Here is a 19,712-nt window from a genome sequence, read left to right on the forward strand (position 1 = left end):
GCAATCGCTGTACTCCACTACGCTTTGAGCAGAGCATATTGCAGAAGATCGTGGTGCCGACCTGCCCAGTACCCAGCTTCCCGCTGATGCCCTTCTTGCACAAATCCGAGCTTCGCGAGCAGTGCCAGAGACGGCGCATTGTCAGGGTGTACCTGCGCCTCGATTCGATTCAGTTGCACCTCTCGGAAACCCCAAGCGATGATTGCCTCCAGCGCTTCTTTTGCGTATCCGTGTCCCTGATGCGCCGGAGCGATTTCGTATCCAACGACACAAGATCTCCAGTTTCGATTCCAGCGAAACAGGCCGCACGTACCAATCAGCCCTGGTCGGTCTTTCAGCTCCATGGCCCAGCGCGCCCCGGAGACCGGCTCTTTCCGCCAGCTCGCAAACGTAGCGATTAGTTTTTGGGCGCCATCAAGATCGGGAATCGGATCCGACCCGAACCATCGCATGTGCTCGCGGTCACCATGAATCTGAAGGAGACATTCGGCATCCGACTCCAGAATCTCACGCAGCGTGAGCCGAGATGTGTCAAGCGTTGAGAAATCGATCATGGGCTGCCTGCGGTCTAACGTACGTGGAACCGGCGACTTGGGAGAGGAGCCCGCGGAGCGGGCGGACGCCGCAAGGCGTCCGAGTTGACGAGCTTGTTATGCTGCGGTTCCGACCTACTTGGCAATGACATGCTTACTAGGATGAATGAGAAGCGCGAACGTGGCAAGCATAGTCACCTCCATGAGCACATAGCCAAGCCAATGTGGAAGCCCTAGCAGCGCAAATGCAATGAATCCCACTACTAAGGCTGGCACTACCGCAGCCGCCGCGTAGAACAAGCACTTTCTCAAGCTTGGAGCGCCTTTGCGGGTATTCCAAAATTTGAAGTAGATGCCCACGAGCGGAGCCAACAGCAAGAGCAGAAAGCCATTTCCGCCGCAATCGCCGTAGCAGCCGCCACGTGCATGGACGGACGACGCGGCGAGCAGTGCGAAGACTGCGACGCTCAGCTGGGCACCTCTGTTCCTACGCGGCATACGTAATGTGTCCCGCATACCTTGCGAAATAACTTGGACCGTGCGGGATATTCTGGACACTTTTTCCTCCTGGAAGTGGCTTGCAGCGTGGGCTTGCGTTCAGTGCGCTGTTCAAAAGCACAGATATAAAATTTCCACTAAACCCGGCAAGCGTCACCTGAGCAAACTATAGCTTGCTGTAGGCAGGCACCGGACACTTAGACCGCGCAGGTTGGACTGCAAGCCAGCGGGTAGCGAATCAACGGCAGCTTTGGGCGCAAAGCGGTCTTGCGCTCCTTTTTCAAGCGGCCCTTCAGCGCACCGCCGATCTCCGCTAAAAGCCGCGCAATCACCCCCCGATGACCTGCTGCCGCATCGGTGGATGCCAATGCCAGACTGGATGAATGAAGGCTGTTACCCGCGTCGGCTGGCGAACAGGTCGGCTGGCGTTCTACCGGCCACGTTGGCGACGCTGTCATCAGCGCCGTGCTGGCGCAGCAGGTCGATGACCTTCGGGTTGTCGTCCTGCGCAAACCAGCCCGCACCATCTTCGGAAACCCACGTCTGGCCGCTGCAGTAATGCAGGGCCGTGTTGCCGTAGACATCCACCGCGTGTACGTCGGCACCGGCGGCCAGCAGGTACTGCACAACCGCCAGGTCGTGCGCCAGCGCGGCAGCCATCAAGGGCGTGGCCATGCGGCGTACGCTGCCCAGGCTTTTGGTCACGGGGGCATTTACGTTGCAGCCCAGGTCTTCGACCAGGTAGCGCACCATCTCCAGCTCGGTCGGCATGGCGCTGTGGACCACGCAGGCGTGCAACAGCAAGTCAGGGCTCACCAGGTGGGCATGGCCCTGGGCGAGCTTGCGCACCATGTCCACCGACAGGCTCTGCACCGCGCCCTGCAGCGCACCCGCATTGACTTTTGCGCCGTGTGCCAGAAGCAGGTCCACGAAATCGACGCTGCCCGATTGGGTGGCAAAGCCCAGCGCGTCAGTGCCGTCCCTGGTGCGCGCGGCCATGTCCGGGTTGCGCTGCAGCACGGTATGCAGGTTGTGCGCCTGCACCGCCAGCTCTGCTGCGGCGTGGGCCTTTTCTTCGCGGCCTTCGTCGCTGTCGTCTTCCATCTGCGCATCGGCATGCTGCGAAATGGCCCAGCGGTAGCCTTCGCACGCCGCCAGCAAAGGCGTTTTGCCGTTGTAGTCACGACAGTCCACGCTGCCTTCGCTGGCGATGAGGGCATCGAGCTCGGCGGTGGTGATCTTGCGGTCCCCCATCTCGCTGATGAAGTCTTCGACCGCTTCGCTGGCGTGGTGTTCTTCTTCGTCGCCATCCTCCACATCAATGCCCAATTCACGCCACACAACCTTGGTCCCGTGGGCCATGGAGCCCGGGGTCTCTTCGTGCGCCAGATCTTCGATGAAATCCCAGTAGTAGGCCGAGAGGTCGACCGACTCACCGCCCTCGAACGGCACGAGCAGCAGGTCGCCGCCATCCACATCGCATTGCATGCCCAGCAGCTCGAACGCCCGCGCCAGGTAGCGGGTGCGTGCGAACTCTTCGGGGTTCTTCAGATAGTCTGCAATCACCATGTGTTTTGGACACCCGCGTTGCAGGTTCTGCAAGGCGGCGGCCTGATCGGCCTGGCGGATACGGAAGGTGCCGGGTTGAATGAATGAAGAAGCGTCTTGCATGAAATCCCTGTGTTGTTGTACTGGGCGATGTTGCCCGTGATGCATGCCGGTGACTGCTGAACGTGATGCGCCGCCCTGGCAGCCGAGTTTCAACAGCCTGCTAAACCCATGCGGGGAGAAACGGCTATCGACGAGCGGCGGCTCGTCACCTGGAGGCGACGGCCTTCTCCATCATCGCGAGAAGGGCCGCATCGACCTCGTCCGGCGCCTGGGCCTGCCTCTGGCGAAGGCGTTCGAGCACTGTGCCGGTCGCGGCGTGGTTTTCCCACGCTTCGCGGGTCCAGTCGCCGCGCAGATCGACATCCCAGCAGATCTCGCCCTTCATCATGTTGTCCACCAGCTCGCCCTCGGCATCCGGGTTTGCGCCGTGGCGTAGCAGCAGCTCGACAAGTGGCAGGCAGATCGAGCGCATCTCGGTGCCGCGACCGCACAGCAGCAGCGCGACGGCACCGAGCAGCGGGCCGCGCCAGCGCAGGCGCGTGTAACGGAAGTCCGGGCCACTGCCGCTGCCAGTCAGCCTGCTCACGCACAAGCGCACGGTCATGTTGGCGTCCAGACCTTGGGCGAGTAGCCCGGCCATGAAATCCACGATCAACTTGGAATCGCGCGCCAAGACGAAGGGCCGGTCGTCGCGTAGCGGGAAGTTGGCCATGAGCTCCAGATCCTGGGCGTCAAAGAGACTCTTTAACACCTCACGCTGAAAGATATCGGGCGCCATCCAGAACGCGGCACTCGCACCGCTTGCGAGCAGTTCGTTGGCCAGGGTCAGCGGCCGGCAGCCCACCATCGGGTGACGCAACACGTTGCGCAACAGGGAGTTGGGGCGGTCGTCCCACAGCGGGGTGTCTAGGTCCACCCCTGCAGCGACCAACTTGGCAACGGTGTCGGCGTCGCGTTCCTGCCAGTACATGCGCTCCAGGCGGCGTTGGTCGCTCATGGTCGGCGGCGCAACGGAGCGCGCGCCCAGTGTTTCCAGCACGGCCAGCACGTCTGGCCGGTCCTTGAAGAAGTTCACACTGTTGAAGAGCAGGCTGCCCCGCACCTGCTCCGGGTGCAGGGCCCAGCGGATCTGGGCGTTGACGTCCACGCCCTCGCGCGATGCAAGCACAGCAAGCAACTCGGGATGCTCGCAGAGCGCGCGCAGTAGCCATTCCGAACGCCACAGCGCCGCGGGATCGGCCTGCGGCGCCTCGATGAGAGTGCGCAGCAGCGCCGGGGTGTTCTTGCCGCCGTAGCCATCGATCACTTCTGCGATCTCGTCGACCCAGGCCAGGCAGGCGATCAGGTCAACGCCCGCGCTCAGCAGGGCCGACACCGCCTTGCCCAGCCGGGCCTTGGCCGCGTGGACCAGGAGCGGCGCGCCATCCACCACTGCGTCCTTCGGTGCGCCCCCCTTGATGGCCTTGGCGAAGGCAGCTTCCTTGCCCTCCAGCAACAGCTCCAGCAACTGCTCCTCCTGGGTCAGCGTCGGCACAGGGAAGGCCTTGGCTGACACCTTCTTGCCACCCTGGTAATGCAGCGTTCGCGTTTCGCCGACCTGCCCGTACCAAATGCGCACCCGGATATGCGTCGCACCAGCATCGTGCAATGCCTGGATGTGTGTCTTCTCAAGCTCGTCGCCGGATGAGCTATCGATCACGAAGCGCAGCGTCTCGCCGCGCAGCGACGTACTGGCCACAAAAGGGTTCTCCCAGTCGTCGAAGCAATCCTGCAGCGGCGCGGGCCACTGGTCAGCAAACTTGCCGACGGCAAGCTGAAGGTGATCGTGCAGCGTGGAAAGCTTGAGGGCGTCTACACCTACGCAAGTGAACGTCAGAATGTTGGAAGACATGAGGGTCTGTAGAAAGGCGAGAAGGGGTCTGAGGCGCCATTCTGTCTGGGCTCGGTGCCCGCTGGCTTGACAAATTGTCCACTGGCTCCAGACCATCTTCGCGGTAGGCCACGCGCGAATAGCTTCAACCAGTCCGCGCCAACGCTTTTCCCGTCCGGAAGGCTGAGAAGGACGCCGAGACTGCGAACTCCAACCGACGCTGGCAAACTGGGTTCTCAACCCGCCTTGCAGGCAAGCAGCAAAGACCGCCTCTGGCCGTATCTATCGTTGATCACTGGATCGCGCAACAGCACCAGAAGCCCCCCTCACCCCGATCCATGCAAGCGCGCCGGCGTCGTCGCCGTCCCATGCCGCGCCATGTCGTTCGCCCGGTCGATCACATGCCGCACCATGGCCTGGGCCAGGGCCTCTTCGGCGAGAAAGACGGTGCTGCCGTTCTCTTCCTCCAGCAGGCGCGCCTCCTGTTCGCTGTGGCTGCGGATCACGGTTTCGATCATGGGGTTGAGCAGCTTGGCGGTGGCAATCATCTGGCGCACCTTCAAGGTGTCGGGCGTGGCGATGACCAGCATGGCGGCGCGTGCGATGTGGGCCTGGATCAGCACCGCGGGCTCGACCGCGTCGCCGAACACGGCGGCGATGCCCTTGGCGCGCAGGGCCTCGACCAGCTCGCGGTTTTGCTCGGCCACGACAAAGGGCACGTCGTTGGCAGCCAAGGCCGCAGCCAGGCGGCGGCCCACCTTGCCGTAGCCCACCAGCACCACCTGGTGCGCGAGGAATTTGGCGTGGGTGGTCATGGGCAGCTCGGCCAGGGGGTCGTCGCGCTCTTCGAGCCGGCGCGCCAGGGCCGAGCGGGTGCGCAGCCAGCCCTGCAGCGGGGCAATGGCGTGGAACAGCATGGGGTTGAGCGCCATGGAGATAAGCGCGCCGGCCAGCACCAGGCTCGTGCCCTCGGCCGGCAGCAGGCCGAGCGACGCGCCCAGGCCCACCAAGATGAACGAGAACTCCCCTATCTGCGCCAGGCTGGCCGACACGGTGAGCGCGGTGTTGAGCGGGTAGCGGAACGACAGCACCAGGGCCGCGGCCGCCAGCGTCTTGCCGACCATGATGATGGCCACTACGGCCAGCACCTGCAGGGGGCGGTCCCACAGCACGGCGGGGTTGAAGAGCATGCCCACCGAGACGAAGAACAGCACGGCAAATGCGTCACGCAGGGGCAGGGATTCCTGCGCGGCGCGGTGGCTGAACTCCGACTCGCGCATCACCATGCCGGCGAAGAAGGCCCCCAGCGCGAACGACACGCCGAACAGCGCGGCCGAGCCGAAGGCGATGCCCACGGCCGCGGCCACCACGCACAGCGTGAACAGCTCGCGCGAGCCGGTGCGCGCCACCTGCCACAGCACCCAGGGGAACACGCGGCGCCCCACCACCAGCATCAGCACGACGAAGCCGCCCACCTGCAGCAGAGTGAGCCCCAGGGTCTTGGCCAGGTCCGAGGCATCGGCACTGGCGCCGTTGCCGCCCAGCACGCCGGCCAGGGGCGGCAGCAGCACGAGGACCAGCACCATGACCAGGTCTTCGACCACCAGCCAGCCGACCGCGATGCGGCCGGTATACGTCTCGAGGATGCCCAGGGTTTCGAGCGCGCGCAGCAGCACCACCGTGCTGGCCACCGACAGCGACAGGCCGAAAACCAGCGCCCCGCCCAGCCCCCAGCCCCACCAGTAGGCCAGGCCCATGCCCATGAGAGTGGCCACCATGATCTGCACCACGGCCCCCGGCACGGCGATCTTGCGCACCGCCAGCAGGTCACCGAGAGAAAAGTGCAGGCCCACGCCGAACATCAGCAGCATGACACCGATCTCGGCCAGTTGGCTGGCCATGGCGGCATCGGCCACGAAGCCCGGCGTGAACGGCCCGATCACCACCCCGGCCAGCAGATAGCCCACCAGCGCGGGCAGGCGCAGCCGCGTGGCGACAAACCCCAGCGCCAGCGCCAGCCCGAGCGCGGCGGCAATGGTGTTGATGAGGTTGACGCTGTGGGGCATGGTGGTGAAAGGCGGTGGAAAAAACTGGGCGAGTGCTTGCTTGGAACACGCAGGCAAATAGCGTGCCTTAATTCACGCAAGCTGCTGTCAATCTTATAACCGCAAGCACTGGCGATGCAAAAATCAAGGGCAATGCTGTGCCCTGAAATTCACCCCATGACCCGACCAACCACCACACCCCTGCCCCGCCCCGCCGGGCACGCCGCCAGCCCCCTCACCCGCCGCCGCCATGGATTCCTGGCCACGGCCGGTCTCGCGCTGGCACTGGTGCTGGCATCGCCCGCACCTTCCTGGGCCCAGCCGGCGGCAACGGCAGCAACCGCACCGGCAGCCAAGGCCGCCCCCAAGCTCACCCAGAGCTACCACGATCGCGTGGAGGAACTGCAGGACCAGGTGAACGAAGGCAAGCTCGCCGAAATCCGCGCTCGCATCGTCCCCACCACCGAGCGCAAGGTCTTCGACGTGGACGATGTGAACGACTCGCAGACCTGGTGGCAGTACGAGGACGACACCACCTTCGTCCACATCGAGAACGGCACCGGCCGCACGATCACGGGCCTGGTGCTGGACTTCTGGGTCGACAGCTGCTCCCAAAAGGCGAAGCCACCCAATACCGTGCATGTTCTGCTCAGGAAGCCCCTGCGCAAGAACGCCCAGGCGGTGGTGGTGGTACCACCGAGCAAGCTGCTGCACACCAAAAACGAGGTGAGCTGCCTGAGTGTGCGGGGGGCGTGGTAACCGCCCGTTGGGTGCAGCAATTGCGGTTGGCACTACCGGTCTGCCAGACGTCGGTCGCCCAGAGACCATGGGCCCGCGACAACGCTGCGAGGCCCTGAAACAGGAAAGCCCGCTCTGTGCGGGCTTTCTTGCCGGATTCAATCGTTCACTGTGGGACCAATGCCGTCCCGCAGTGCTTGCATTTGCGCGCGTCGTTGCGCACCAGCTCCCGACAATAGGGGCATCGAACATGCGTCTCGGCCGTGATTTTTTGGCCCGTTTCAACCTTGGCACTGTCCTGCTGCCACCTTCGCTCGCCATGTCTCTTCCTGACTTTTGTCCATTGATGGCTCGTGGGACCATGCGCCGTCCAGCCCCGACCGGCCTGCTTCTTGAAATCTGCCATTGCCAGCGCGAACCACCATTTGGCCGATCCTGCCTGCCCGAACAGGTATCATTCGGTACCTGCACACCCGGAGTTTGCGCAGTGCTCTGCCAACTCCCACCAATTTATAGCGCCAAACCCCGTGTTGGCGCTGTCTGCCTGTAGCTCAACCGGATAGAGCAATAGCCTTCTAAGCTATAGGTCGGGGGTTCGAGTCCCTCCAGGCAGGCCACATTCCTTGCACCCACGCTGACTGTTCGCACGCACCCCCGTCAGCCCGGCAACGCCACCAGGCACCAGTCGCCTTCTCCCTGCCACGCGATGTCCGCATCGACCTGCAGCGAACACGGCAGCAAGCCCCCGGCGCCCAGCACGCACACCGACAACAGCACCGCGTGGCCGCCCGCCGTGGCTCCGTGCCATGCCCTGGCATGCGCCAGAACTTCGCCCTGGATGGGCAGGCCCGCAGGCCGGCACTCGATGCGCCGGATCGCCGCGAAATCCACGCCCGTCCCCGTGCACTTGAAATACGCCTCCTTGAGGCTCCAGATCTGCAAGAAGTGGCGCTGGCGTGCAGGGCCATCGTCCAGGGCCTGCAGCTGCGCCAACTCCCCTGGCGTGCAGGCCATGCCGGCCAGGGCGAGCACATCGCGCCGGCTTGCGTGCAGGTCTTTCACCTCCAGGTCGATGCCCACCGGGTGCGGGGCCGCCGCGCAGGCAAGCCAGGCGCCGCTGTGGGACAGGGACAAGTGGGTGGATCCTGCAGCTTCCTCGCCATGATGCTGAGCGTTCAGGTGCGGCGCCCTGCCCTCGGGCGCGTCCAGCCGCCAGTGGTCGGCGGTGGTGCCGTGGGCCATGGCCAGCAGGTGGCGCAGGGCGTAACGGCAGGCGATGAACTCCTGGCGCCGGGCCGGGTGTTGCATGCCGGCCAGCCGGGCCGCTTCACTCTCCGTGAGCCACCCAGGTGCCTGTGGTGGTTGCTGCGCAGGTGCCGCCATGGGGGCCTGTGCGGCCAGCAGCAGCTGCAGCGCCGGGGGCATCACTGCCCGAAACGGACGTAGGTGCCCTTGAAGGTGACGCCGGTGAGCATGCTGCCCGCGTGGCATTCGTAGTTGACCGGGTCCTTGTAGACCTTGCCCTTGAAGGTGCTGTGCAGGTCCACCACTGCGTTGGCGCCGCGCTTCTTGGCGAATTCTTCGAGCGAGATCAGCGTGGACAGGGCCACCCAGTGGCAGGCCTCTTCCTTGGTCCGGCCGCCGGAGGAGGTCTTGCGGTTGGCGGTTTCTTCACCGATGGCGGTGCCGCCTTCGGGCGTGGGCGCACCCGACAGGTAGAACTTGACACTGCCGTCGAGCTTCTTGAGCTCCAGGCCCAGTTGCACGGCCTCTTCCAGGGGCAGCATCAGGACCTTCTCTGCGTGGGCGGCCATGCTTGCGCCAGCCAGTACGGCCAGTGCCAGGATCGTTTTCTTGATGCTCATGCTTTGCTTCCCTCTCTTGGGTCTCTTGGCGGATGAATGGATGGATGGATTGCCCGACCTGCCGTGGTGCGCGCAGGCCCGGCTCAGGGCGCCGTTCGCACGTAGGTGCCCTTGAACGCCACGACGGTCTGGTAGCTGCTCTGGTTGCACTCGAAGTGGACCGGGTCCTTGACGGTCTTTTCCTTGTAGAAGCTGTGCAGGTCGACCACGGCGTTGGCGCCCCGCTTCTTGGCGTTTTCCTGCAGGGCGATCAGGCCGGACAGGGCGGCCCAGTGGCAGGCGAACACTAGCTCCTTGCCGATGTTGCTGGTGCGGCGGTGCAGGTACTCTTCGCCAAGGGGCGTGGCCGTCCCCTGCGGCGCGGGGGCACCCGACAGGTGGAACGTGACGCTGCCGTCGAGCTTGCCCTCCCGGATGCCCCTGGCCACCGTCTCTTCGAGCGGCAACAGCGACGCCTTCTCCTCGCGCGCATGCGCCACGGTGGCGGCCGACAGCAGGGCCAGGGCCAGAACCAGTTGCTTCGTCATCGCATCAGACCTTGGCGTAGGTGCCCTTGAGCGTCACGCCGATCACCACGGCGCCGGCATGGCACTGGTAGGTGACCGGGTCCTTGACGGTGGCACGCTTGTAGTAGCTGTGCAGGTCCACCACGGCGTTGGCGCCCTTTTGCTTGGCCGATTCCTGGAAGGCGATCAGCGCCGACAGGGCGGCCCACTTGCAGCCATAGGCATCGTCCTTGCCCACGCCGTTGGTCTTCTTGTTGGCGATGTCTTCGCCCAGGCGGGTGCTGACCCGGGGCGTTTTGGCGCCCGAGAGGTAGAACTTGACGCTGCCGTCGAGCTTGCCCTGCTCCACGCCCATGCGCACCACTTCGTCCAGGGGCAGTGTCAGAACGGTATTGCGGGCCTGTGCCGCGCCCACGGCCGACAGCGCGGCCAGTGCCAGTATCCATTGCTTCATGCGGGTTCTCCTGCTGGGTAGTTGCCCCTCCGCGCGGGAGAGGCGGTTTCGAATGGCTGGTGTGGCCTGGCGCTGCGCGCCTGGCTTCAGGCGCCGACGCTGATGCGCTGCATGAGGTTGCGGATCCAGCGGTTGTAGTTGGGGTGGATGCGGCGGCCATCACCCGCCTCGGCGTAGTTGAGGTTGTAGCTGTTCAGGTAGTCGATCTTGTAGCCGGTGTGGTCGTAGCGCACCACGATGGCGGCCATGTGCTTGCCGTTCTTGTCGTACTGCAGCTCCAGGGTGCCCGGGGCTTCGCGGGTCACCGCCCAGCCCAGCGACTGGCCGGCCAGGATGATGCGATCGCGCACCTGTGCCTGGGTGGGCACGTAGGCGCTGGTGAAGACAACCTGCGGCGCATCGACGAGGGCCTCGGCGCGTGCATGCACCGTGCCGCTATGCAAAGCCAGTGCCAGCACGGCACCGATGGCCAGGGCGCTGCCCCGAGCGAAGGATTTCTCAATTCCCATTACTTACTCCCTCCAACGTTTGAATATCAAGGATGTGTTGATGCCGCCGAACGCAAAATTGTTGCTCATCACCACGTCGGTTTGCAGCTGGCGCGCCTGGCCCATGATGAAGTCCACCGCGCCGCAACGCGGGTCGGGCTCGGTGAGGTTGGCATTCTGGGCGAACCAGCCCTCACGCATCATCTCCAGCGTCATCCAGGCCTCCAGCGCGCCGCAGGCGCCCAGGGTGTGGCCCATGTAGCCCTTGAGGGTGCCCACGGGCACCGCGCCGCCAAACACCGCGTGCGTGGCGTGGCTCTCGGCGATGTCGCCCTGGTCCGTGGCCGTTCCGTGCGCATTGATGTAGCCGATGGCGTCGGGTGCCAGGCCGGCATCGGCCAGTGCCATGCGCATGGCCTGGGCCATGGTGACCGGGTTGGGGTGCGTGACGTGGGTGCCGTCGGAATTGGTGGCAAAGCCGATGATCTCGCCCAGGATCTGCGCGCCGCGCGCCTGGGCGTGCGCGAGCTCTTCGAGCACGAAGGTGCAGGCGCCCTCGCCCAGCACCAGGCCGTCGCGGTGGGCGTCAAACGGCCGGGGCGTGAGCTCGGGCGTGTCGTTCTTGGTGCTGGTGGCGAAAAGGGTGTCGAACACTGCCGCCTGGGTGGCGTCGAGCTCTTCTGCGCCACCGGCCAGCATGGCCAGCTGCTTGCCGCTCTGGATGGCCTCGTAGGCGTAGCCCAGGCCCTGGCTGCCCGAGGTGCAGGCGCTGGACGTGGGGATGACGCGGCCTGTGGCGCCAAAGAACACGCCCATGTTCACCGCGGCCGTGTGCGACATCATCTTGATGTAGGTGTTGGCGTTGATGCCCTCGGTGCTCTTGCCGGCGATCATGCGGCCGAAGTCACCGATGGCGGCCGGCGTGCCGGCCGAGGAGCCGTAGGAGACGCCCATGTGCCCGCTCTTGACGAAGGGGTCGCCCAACAGGCCGGCGTTCTCCAGCGCGATCTCGGTGGCGCGGGTGGCCATCAGCGCCACGCGGCCCATGCTGCGCATGGTCTTGCGGTTGTAGTGCGCGGGCAGCTCGAAGGGCGCCACGGTGCAGCCCAGCTGGGTGCTCAGGCCCTCGTAGCCTTCCCACTCGTGCATCACGCGGATCACGTTGCGGCCACTGAGCAGCTGGCTGCGCACTGTGGCCCAGTCGTTGCCCAGCGGGCTCAGGGCGCCGATGCCGGTGACGACCACGCGCTTCTTGCCTGTTGTTGTTGAGGTGCTCATCCAACCATCCCCCCATTGACCGAGATCACCTGGCGCGTGATGTACGACGCTTCTGCCCCCAGCAGAAAGGCGACCACGCCGGCCACCTCGTCCACCGTGCCCATGCGGCGCATGGGAATCATCGCCAGGGAGTGCTCCAGCACCTCTTCGCTGACCATTTCGGTGTCGATCAGGCCCGGGGCCACGCAGTTGACGGTGATGTCGCGCTTGGCCAGCTCGATGGCCAGCGACTTGGTGGCGGCGATCACCCCCGCCTTGGCCGCGCTGTAGTTGGCCTGGCCCCGGTTGCCCATGAGCGCCGAGACCGATGCCAGCGTGACGATGCGCCCGGGCTTGCGCCGGCGCACCATGGGCATCACCAGCGGGTGCAGCACGTTGTAGAAGGCGTCGAGGTTGGTGTGCACCACGCGGTCCCACTCCTCGCCGGTCATGGCGGGGAAGGCGTTGTCCATGGCGATGCCGGCATTGCAGACCACGCCGTAGTAGGCGCCATGGGCCTCGATGTCGGCATCGAGCGCGGCGGCGCAGGCGGCGCGGTCGGCCACATCGAACTGCAGCACGCGCGCACTGCGGCCCAGGGCCTGTATCTCGGCCACGGCGCTCAGCGCCTGGTCCATGCCACTCTTGCAGTGCACCACGATGTCGTGGCCGTCACGCGCCAGGCGCAGGGCGATGGCCCGGCCTATGCCCCGGCTGGAGCCGGTCACCAGCACGGTCGTGGCAGCAGTGGGCGATGGTGGTGGTGTGGTTGTCTTCGTCAGCTCGTTCATTCTCGGTATCGATGGCGTGTTGTCTGTGTAGAGGTGGGCTTGCCTGGGGCCTGGGGCCTGGCGGCCTGGTCACTGGCCCGTGGCGGGCGATGGTGGAATATAGGCGCTCCCATCCACCGGCTCAAAGACGGAAATGCGCGCGGTTGCCAACTCATTCGCGCCATCGGCTTCGATGCGGCAGTCGAACATGCTCAGGCCGTTGTCGCCCAGCAGCTCGCAGCGCACGCTGATGGTGAGGCGGGTACCGGGCGCAAAAAAGGGCTGCGCAGTCTCGTACCGGCGCGAGCCGAGCAGAAAACCGATCTGTACCGCCCTGCCCTTTTGCAGCGCACGACAGCCGGCCCAGGCTGCCACCGTCTGCGCCATGTACTCGATGCCCACCCACGAGGGCATGCCGGCATCATGCATGAAAATCCCGTCGCGCGGCACCGTGACCTCGGCAACGGCGCTCTCGTCGTCGGCGGCCAGCAGGCGGTCCAGCAGCAGCATGGCGCTGCGGTGGGGCACGTAGTTCTCTATGGGTAGAAGTTCACTGCTCATCGGCTTGTCGTCACTCATCAAGCGGCCTCGAACAGCAAGGTGCTGTTGCTGCCGCCAAAGGCAAAGGAATTGCTCATCACCACGCGCGCCGCGCGCCCCAGCTGCTGGCCCGGCGCCACGGCGGCCAGGGCCGGCATGGTGGGGTCGGCCACGCCATCCCACCAGTGCACGGGCAACACGCCCTGCGGATTGTGCTGCAGCACATGCCAGGCGACGGCGGCCTCCAGCGCGCCAGCGGCGGCCAGGGCATGGCCGGTGAGCGGCTTGGTGGAGCTTACCGCGACATCCAGGCCCAGAACGGCCTGCACCGCCCGGCTCTCCATGGCGTCGTTGTGCGGCGTGGCCGTGCCGTGCAGGTTGACATAGTCCACGGCGGCCGGCTGCATGCCGGCGCGCGCCAGCGCCTGCTGCATGGCGGCCACGGCGCCCTGGCCCGTGGGGTCGGGGGCGGACATGTGGTGCGCGTCCTGCGACTCGCCCCAGCCGGCCAGGCGCACGGGGCCCGCGTCGCGGCTCAGCACGAAGAAGGCCGCCGCCTCGCCCAGGTTGATGCCCCGGCGGTGGACCGACAAGGGGTTGCAGCGCTCGGCAGACACCGCCTCCAGCGCGCTGAAGCCGCCCACGGTGAAGCGGCCCAGCGCATCGACGCCGCCAGCGACCACCACATCGGCCATGCCCGACTGCAGCAGCCGCGCCGCCGAGGCCAGGGCCTTGGCGCCCGAGGAGCAGGCGGTGGAGATGGTGTGCGCAGGCCCGCGGATGCCCAGGTGCTGGGCCAGGAAAGCGGCCACATTGCCCATCTCCTGCACGGGGTACGCAAAGCCCGGGGGAAAGCACCCTTCGCGCGCCAGGTGGCGGGCTGCAGCCTCACCCTCTTCGATGCCCGCCGTGCTGGTGCCCACCACCAGGGCCACGCGCGTGGGGCCACAGCGGGCAATGGCCTGCGCCACCGCGCCCTGCAGCGCCTGCAGGGCGCCCCAGGCCAGCGCGTTGTTGCGCGAGCGCTGGTGCGGCGGCGCAAAGTCGAGTGCGGGCAGCACAGCGCCCTCGGGCAGGCAGCCCAGGGGCAGGGTGCGGCCGGGGGAATAGCGGTCGGTTCGCTGCAGGGTCTGCGGGTCGGTGGCGGCGAAGAGGTTGGCGCGCATCGCTTGCGCGCTGAGGCCCAGCGCGCTGCAGGCCGATGCGGCATTCAAATAGACATGCGGGCGGGTGGTCACGAAGGCTCCTGCGCCGGGGCGCACAGTTGGGAGCCCCCGGGCGATTCGACGCGCAAGGTGAAGGGCCCGCCAGGGTAGATGATCTCGACGGCCGAATCGCCGATGAACTGCACGCGCACCTGCTCGCGGCCGTCGCGCAGCAGGCGGCGGCCGGTGGCAGATGCCTCCACGCTCCAGGGCGGCTGCACGGCGCGCTGCACGGCGCGTGCGGGCCAGAAGGCCAGTTGCAGGTCGCTGAGCACCTGCTCGGGCGCGAGCTGCGCGGGCCAGTGGCGCGAGAGCTGTTTGTCCCACTGCCAGCCGTCCCACACCAGGGTGCCCATGCCCTGCCCCATCACGAAGAAGGCCAGGCGCACGGCCTCGGCATCCACTTCGAGCAGGGCTTCGAGCTGCTGCGCGGGCCGGCCGGGCACCTCCACCGTGAGGCGCTGCTGCACGGCGACCTCGCAGCGCAGGGCTGCGGGTGCCAGGGCCAGCAGGGGGCTGCGCGCGGCATCAGGGGCGCCCAGCGATGCGCAGCCTGCGAGCAGCGCGGCACACACCGCGGGGGCCATAGCACCAGGAATTCGCGCGGGGTTCATGCAGGCACAGCCCCCTGGCCTGGCGCCTGCCGCTGCTGCCGGCACACCTCGCCCAGCACCTGCAGGCGGCGCTGCGGCTCGGCGACATAGGGGTTCTTTGCGTCCCAGGCGTAGCCCGCGAGGATGGAGGAAATCATGCGCCGGATCTCGGGGTTGCTGTGCTGCTCGTGGAAGATCACGTCCTGAAAGCCCCCGTCGTACCAGCCCTGCACGAAGGCGCGGAAGGTGTTCACCCCTGCCTGCAGCGGCACGGCATAGTCCTGCTGCCAATCCACGGCCTCGCCGCGCCAGGCACGCGCTATGCAGCGCGCGGCCAGGCTGGCCGAGGTGACGGCGATGGTCACGCCGCTGGAAAACACCGGGTCCAGGAACTCGCCCGCATTGCCCAGCAGCGCAAAGCCCTTGCCCCACAGCGCGGTGACGTTGGCGGCATAGCCGGTGATGGAGCGGCCCGGCGTGTCCCACACAGCGTTGCGCAGCACGTGCGCCAGGCTCGGCGTCTCGGCGATGATGGCGCGCAGGCGCTCGACCTCGCTGCCTTCATACCGCGCCAGGAACTCGGGCGTGGCCACCACGCCCTGCGAGCAGCGGCCGCCGGCAAAGGGGATGGTCCAGAACCAGACCTCGTGGTGCACCGGGTGCACCGTGATCAAAATCTTGCTGCGGTCCATGTCGCCATGGGCGATGCCGTCTTCGATGTGGGTGAACAGCGCCCCGCGCACCGGGAAGTCCGACGGGCGCTCCAGCTGCAGCATGCGCGGCAGGATGCGCGCGAAGCCGCTCGCGTCGAGCAGAAAGCGCGCCTGCACCGTGTATTCCTCGCCTTCGGGCGAGGTGACCGACACCTCGGGCTGCTCGCCCGACACGTCCACGGCGGTCACCGTGTGGCGGTAGCGCACCTCGGCACCGGCCTTGGCGGCGGCATCGGCCAGCACCTTGTCGAAGTCGCCGCGCTGCACCTGGTAGGTGGTGCCCCAGCCGGGCGAGAACTTGTCGCGAAAGTCGAAGTCGGTGCGCAGATCGCCCTTGGCGAAGGCCGCGCCGTTCTTGTACTGGAAGCCCGCCTCCACCACATCCTGCAGCATGCCGGCCTCTTCGATGTAGGCCATGCTCTGCGGCAGCAGGCTCTCGCCAATCGAAAAGCGCGGAAAGGTCTCTTTCTCCAGCACCAGCACCTGGCGACCCTGCTTGCGCAGCAGGCCGGCGGCCACGGCGCCCGAGGGGCCCGCGCCCACGATCAGCACCTCGGTCTGTTCCATCCGACGTTGTTGCATCAATGTTCCTTGTTGTCCGTGGCACTGCGAAACAGCGGTGCCAGCACCAGCACCAGCGGCAGGCCCAGCATGAGGGTAAGGCCAAAGGCCTTGAGTGCCGGTGTGGCCGACAGCCCCAGCAGCCCGAACGACAGCCAGGTGCTGCCCGCGCCAATGACCACCGCCAGCCAGGCATGGGGGTCGTCCTCATGCTCCTGCAGGAAGATACCGTAGTCGATGCCCACGCCCAGCAGAAGCATCAGCGCCAGCACGTTGAACAGCTGCCACGGCGCGCCGAAGGCGGTGAGCACGCCCACCACCACCAGGCTGGCCAGCACGGTGGGCATCCAGGCGCGCCAGGCCTTGCGGCCAAAGCGCAGCCACAGGGCGGCCAGCACCAGCACATGGCCCAGCAGCAGCAGCTCGGTCATGGAGATACGGTAACGCTGCAGCAGGGCGGAGATCTCGGCCGGCTTGTCGACCCAGGCGACGCCTTCCAGGCCCTCGGCAGCACCGGCCAGCGCGGGCAGCGATGCGAGGTCCCTCACGCCGCGCAGCATGAGCAGGCTGCGGTGGCTGCCGTCGCGCTCGCCCAGCCACAGCGGCCGCGCGGCGGCCGAGATGGGTTGCGCCAGCCAGGCCTGCACGGTGATGGGCGCGGGCGGCGGCGTGGCGGGCCGGGCAAAGCTTTCGCCGAGCTCGGCGTTGACGCCCTTGAACACGGCGTCGTGTGCGCGCGCCACCAGCTCTCCATCGCTGTCCTGGCGCCGGGCCGAGGGCACCCAGTCCGATACCGCGCTGTAGCCCACCAGCAGCTGGCGCGCCACCAGGGCGTCGAGCCGGTCCCTGAGTTCTTCTTCGCGCTGCAGCACCTGCTCGGGCGAGTTGCCCTGCACCAGGTAGAACTGCGCGGGGCTGGGCAGGCCCAGGATCTCGCCCACCTGGCGCTGCTGGGCTACGAGCGGGGTGGATGCGTTCTGCAGCTGGCGCACGTCGTCTTGCGCGCGCAGGCCGCCCAGCAGCCACAGGAGCAGCGCCATGGCCACGCACACCGCCACCGAGCCGGGCAGCGCATGGCGCCAGCGCGGCCAGGCCATCAGCGTCTGGCCGATGCGCTGGGCCACCGGGCTGTGCGGCATGCTGCCCCGGTCGAGCCAGGGGAACCAGCAGACCACGGTGAGCATGGCCGCCGTGAGCCCCACCACCGAGAACACGGCCATCTGCCGCAGGCCCGGGAAGGCTGCTGCGCCCAGCGCCAGGTAGGCGATGGCGCTGGTGCCCAGGGCCAGCCACAGCGCCGGCATCAGAGCGCGCATCAGCCCATGCGGGCTGCGACCTGGCGCGCCCTGGCGGCTGGCGAAGTAGTGGATGCCATAGTCTTCCGCCACGCCCACCAAGCTGGCGCCGAACACCAGGGTCAAGAGGTGTACCTGCCCGAAGAACAGCGCCGTGACCGACAGCGCCACCGCGCAGCCCACCAGCAGCGACACGCCCACCAGTGCCACCGGCCGCAGCGAGCGAAACGCCAGCCAGGCCAGCAGCAGCACGCCGGCCAGCGAGCCCCAGCCGATGGTGTTGATCTCCCAGTTGGCCTGCACTGCGGCCGCCTCGGCATGCAGGGGCACGCCGGCGGTGAGCATGTGGGCACCCGGCCACTTCGCGCGCACCTGCGCCAGCGCAGCCTGCAAGGCGCCATCAAGCACCGGCTCGCCGGACAGGCGAAAGGCCGAGCCCTCCAGCGTGAACTGCAGCACCGCCCACTGCTGGCCGTCGGCCGCCACCCACAGCTCGCCGTCGCGCGGGCGGGCCTGGCTTTGCGCGCCGCGCGCGGCCCACCACTGGGTCCACAGGCCCAGGGGGTCGCTCACCCAGTCGGACAGGCGGGCCTGCACGGCGGGCTGGTACAGGTCCTGCAGCGCCTTTTGCACCAGCGCGGCATCGGGCGTGCCGGCCAGCATGGCACGCTGCGCGGGCGTGAGCAAACGCTCGCGCCAGGGTTGGTAGAAGCCGAGCGCAGCCTCCATGGAGGTCTTTTGCGCGATGGGGTCCTCGCGCAGGCGCGCACCGGCGCCGGTGGCCAGCGACTGGCGGAACACCTGCACGGCGGCGCGCGCATCGGCCCACTCGCCCGCGCCCAGCAGCACCACCACCTGGCGCGACATCTGGCCCACCAGTTGCTCGGTGGCCAGGGCCATGTCGGGTGCCTGCTCGTTCACGGGCAGCAAGGCCATCACGTCGGTGTCGATGCCGTCGTGCTTCCAGAACTGCCACTGGTGCACGCCCACGGCAATGAGCACCAGCAGCCAGGCCAGCGCGGCTGTGCGCCAGAGCCAGCCGGGGGGTGCGTCCTGCGCCGGGGTGCGCGCCGTCATTCGAACTGCGCCGCGTCCTGCGGGCGCAGCGCGTTCTCGGCCACGGGCGTGAGGATGCGGATCAGGCTGCTGTCACCGCGCGCCTCCTGCAGCCTGACCTCCTGCACAAACTGGTTGCCCTGCAGGTCCACGGCGGCCAGCCACTGGGCCAGCGTGGGGTCGCGCGGCACCAGGTGCAGCGACCAGCCCTTGGCGGCCACCTGCCCGGTCACCTCGAAGTGCTGGGCCAGCTCGGCCAGGTTGGCCGACATCACGGCGAACAGCATGGCGTTGACGGTGCGCAGCACGGGCTCGTCCTGCGCGCGCATCTGCGTGGTGAGCTTGCCATCGCTGCCGCGCGACTGCAGGCTGTCGGGCCGCACCACCAGCGTGGACTCGAAGGGCCTCTGCACATGCCAGACGATGCCCTTGCCGCGCGCCACGACGAAGTCGCCACTGGAGCGCAGCGGCTGCTTGAAGCCCTTGACGGTCTTGAGCTGCTCGAAGCCGCCGCGCACCACGGGAGCGTCGTGTACGCGCTGGCGCACCTGGGCCAGCAGGTCCTGGGCAGCGGGTTCTGCCGCATGGGCCGGCACGAGCACCAGCGCACACAGGGCCAGCGCGGCAGCCCGCAACCAGAGAGCGGGCTTCATGGTGCCACCCCCAGCCGTTCCCACAGCACCGGCGGGCAGACGAAGCACATGGCACGGGTCTGCATATCCACCGCCACCTGGATGGTGTGGGCGCTGTTGACCTTTTGGCCCGTGGCGGCGTCGCTGATCAGGTAGTCGATGCGCAGGCGGTTCTCCCACTCGGTGATGGTGGCGCGCACCTTGAGCACCTGGCCAAAGGTGGCCGGGCGCACGTACTTGAGGCGCATATCCACCACGGGCCATCCATAGCCCGACTCGCGCATGCGCGGGTAGTCGTAGTCGAATTTGGCGAGCAGCGCGCTGCGCGCCAGTTCAAGAAAGCGCACGTAGTGGCCGTGATAGACGATCTCCATCACGTCAATGTCGTAGAACGCGGGCGTGATCTCGATCTCATGGCTGAGCCGCTCGCGCGAGGCCAGCTCTTTCTCAGTGGACATGCGGCAGCCTCCGGGCGGGCGTGA

20 protein-coding genes and 1 tRNA gene are annotated in these 19,712 nt (G+C 67.1%); 2 read left to right on the forward strand and 19 right to left on the reverse strand.

Annotated elements, in window-relative coordinates:
- Positions 1–17: 17 nt before the first annotated feature.
- The 4 genes from QYL93_RS20320 to ybaL all read right to left on the reverse strand — a co-directional run bounded on the left by QYL93_RS20320 (position 18) and on the right by ybaL (position 6,578).
- Complete coding sequence (locus QYL93_RS20320) at positions 18–554, reverse strand: GNAT family N-acetyltransferase (RefSeq protein WP_305745351.1); 537 nt, start codon at positions 552–554, stop codon at positions 18–20.
- A gap of 870 nt (positions 555–1,424) precedes the next feature.
- Positions 1,425–2,600, reverse strand: coding sequence for an ankyrin repeat domain-containing protein (locus tag QYL93_RS20325; protein WP_305745352.1), 1,176 nt, complete (start codon positions 2,598–2,600; stop codon positions 1,425–1,427).
- Between the two features lie 247 nt (positions 2,601–2,847).
- Positions 2,848–4,533 carry a hypothetical protein gene (locus QYL93_RS20330; protein WP_305745353.1) on the reverse strand — a complete coding sequence of 562 codons (1,686 nt, stop codon included), beginning with the start codon at positions 4,531–4,533 and terminating at the stop codon, positions 2,848–2,850.
- A gap of 305 nt (positions 4,534–4,838) precedes the next feature.
- Positions 4,839–6,578 (reverse strand): YbaL family putative K(+) efflux transporter, encoded by a 1,740-nt coding sequence (ybaL, locus tag QYL93_RS20335; RefSeq protein WP_305745354.1) that lies wholly within the window; start codon positions 6,576–6,578, stop codon positions 4,839–4,841.
- 156 nt (positions 6,579–6,734) lie between these two features.
- Here ybaL and QYL93_RS20340 point away from each other — a divergent pair, with 156 nt between their 5' ends.
- Complete coding sequence (locus QYL93_RS20340; RefSeq protein WP_305745355.1) at positions 6,735–7,316, forward strand: hypothetical protein; 582 nt, start codon at positions 6,735–6,737, stop codon at positions 7,314–7,316.
- A 145-nt stretch (positions 7,317–7,461) separates the two neighbouring features.
- Here the strand turns inward: QYL93_RS20340 and QYL93_RS32005 are convergent, their stop codons facing one another.
- Positions 7,462–7,701, reverse strand: a complete 240-nt coding sequence (locus QYL93_RS32005) for a zinc ribbon domain-containing protein (RefSeq protein WP_370877012.1) — start codon at positions 7,699–7,701, stop codon at positions 7,462–7,464.
- A gap of 134 nt (positions 7,702–7,835) precedes the next feature.
- Between QYL93_RS32005 and QYL93_RS20345 the strand changes: the two genes are divergently transcribed.
- A tRNA-Arg gene (locus tag QYL93_RS20345) sits at positions 7,836–7,912 on the forward strand.
- A 40-nt stretch (positions 7,913–7,952) separates the two neighbouring features.
- Here QYL93_RS20345 and QYL93_RS20350 read toward each other — a convergent pair.
- From QYL93_RS20350 to QYL93_RS20415, 14 genes are all read right to left on the reverse strand, one after another.
- Positions 7,953–8,720 carry a 4'-phosphopantetheinyl transferase superfamily protein gene (locus QYL93_RS20350; RefSeq protein ID WP_305745356.1) on the reverse strand — a complete coding sequence of 256 codons (768 nt, stop codon included), beginning with the start codon at positions 8,718–8,720 and terminating at the stop codon, positions 7,953–7,955.
- The gene (locus QYL93_RS20355) at positions 8,720–9,160 is read right to left on the reverse strand and encodes an excinuclease ATPase subunit (protein WP_305745357.1); all 441 of its coding nucleotides are present in this window, start codon (positions 9,158–9,160) and stop codon (positions 8,720–8,722) included. Before QYL93_RS20355 ends, QYL93_RS20350 begins: the two co-directional genes overlap by 1 nt.
- 83 nt (positions 9,161–9,243) lie before the next feature.
- Positions 9,244–9,687, reverse strand: coding sequence for an excinuclease ATPase subunit (locus tag QYL93_RS20360; protein ID WP_305745358.1), 444 nt, complete (start codon positions 9,685–9,687; stop codon positions 9,244–9,246).
- 4 nt (positions 9,688–9,691) lie between these two features.
- Positions 9,692–10,120 carry an excinuclease ATPase subunit gene (locus tag QYL93_RS20365; RefSeq protein ID WP_305745359.1) on the reverse strand — a complete coding sequence of 143 codons (429 nt, stop codon included), beginning with the start codon at positions 10,118–10,120 and terminating at the stop codon, positions 9,692–9,694.
- An 86-nt stretch (positions 10,121–10,206) separates the two neighbouring features.
- On the reverse strand, positions 10,207–10,629 hold the full coding sequence (locus QYL93_RS20370; protein ID WP_305745360.1) for a hypothetical protein: 423 nt from the start codon (positions 10,627–10,629) through the stop codon (positions 10,207–10,209).
- Positions 10,630–10,632: 3 nt separating this feature from the next.
- Positions 10,633–11,886 (reverse strand): beta-ketoacyl-ACP synthase, encoded by a 1,254-nt coding sequence (locus QYL93_RS20375; protein ID WP_305745361.1) that lies wholly within the window; start codon positions 11,884–11,886, stop codon positions 10,633–10,635.
- Positions 11,883–12,656 (reverse strand): 3-ketoacyl-ACP reductase FabG2, encoded by a 774-nt coding sequence (locus QYL93_RS20380; protein WP_305745362.1) that lies wholly within the window; start codon positions 12,654–12,656, stop codon positions 11,883–11,885. The genes QYL93_RS20375 and QYL93_RS20380 overlap by 4 nt, the downstream gene beginning before the upstream one ends.
- A gap of 69 nt (positions 12,657–12,725) precedes the next feature.
- Positions 12,726–13,196: a hypothetical protein gene (locus tag QYL93_RS20385; protein WP_305745363.1), complete on the reverse strand. Its 471-nt coding sequence runs from the start codon at positions 13,194–13,196 to the stop codon at positions 12,726–12,728.
- Between the two features lie 17 nt (positions 13,197–13,213).
- Complete coding sequence (locus tag QYL93_RS20390; RefSeq protein ID WP_305745364.1) at positions 13,214–14,413, reverse strand: beta-ketoacyl-ACP synthase; 1,200 nt, start codon at positions 14,411–14,413, stop codon at positions 13,214–13,216.
- On the reverse strand, positions 14,410–14,967 hold the full coding sequence (locus QYL93_RS20395) for a DUF3261 domain-containing protein (protein WP_305745365.1): 558 nt from the start codon (positions 14,965–14,967) through the stop codon (positions 14,410–14,412). Before QYL93_RS20395 ends, QYL93_RS20390 begins: the two co-directional genes overlap by 4 nt.
- A 23-nt stretch (positions 14,968–14,990) precedes the next feature.
- A complete protein-coding gene (locus QYL93_RS20400) occupies positions 14,991–16,268 on the reverse strand; it encodes an NAD(P)/FAD-dependent oxidoreductase (RefSeq protein ID WP_305745366.1) in 1,278 nt (425 codons plus the stop codon).
- Positions 16,268–18,619: an MMPL family transporter gene (locus tag QYL93_RS20405; protein ID WP_305745367.1), complete on the reverse strand. Its 2,352-nt coding sequence runs from the start codon at positions 18,617–18,619 to the stop codon at positions 16,268–16,270. The genes QYL93_RS20400 and QYL93_RS20405 overlap by 1 nt, the downstream gene beginning before the upstream one ends.
- The gene (locus tag QYL93_RS20410) at positions 18,616–19,251 is read right to left on the reverse strand and encodes an outer membrane lipoprotein carrier protein LolA (RefSeq protein ID WP_305745368.1); all 636 of its coding nucleotides are present in this window, start codon (positions 19,249–19,251) and stop codon (positions 18,616–18,618) included. Before QYL93_RS20410 ends, QYL93_RS20405 begins: the two co-directional genes overlap by 4 nt.
- A complete protein-coding gene (locus QYL93_RS20415; protein ID WP_305745369.1) occupies positions 19,248–19,688 on the reverse strand; it encodes a thioesterase family protein in 441 nt (146 codons plus the stop codon). Before QYL93_RS20415 ends, QYL93_RS20410 begins: the two co-directional genes overlap by 4 nt.
- Positions 19,689–19,712 lie beyond the last annotated feature (24 nt).

Origin of the sequence: Acidovorax sp. A1169 (genome assembly GCF_030704685.1) — a bacterium.
Classification (GTDB): Bacteria; Pseudomonadota; Gammaproteobacteria; order Burkholderiales; family Burkholderiaceae_C; genus Acidovorax.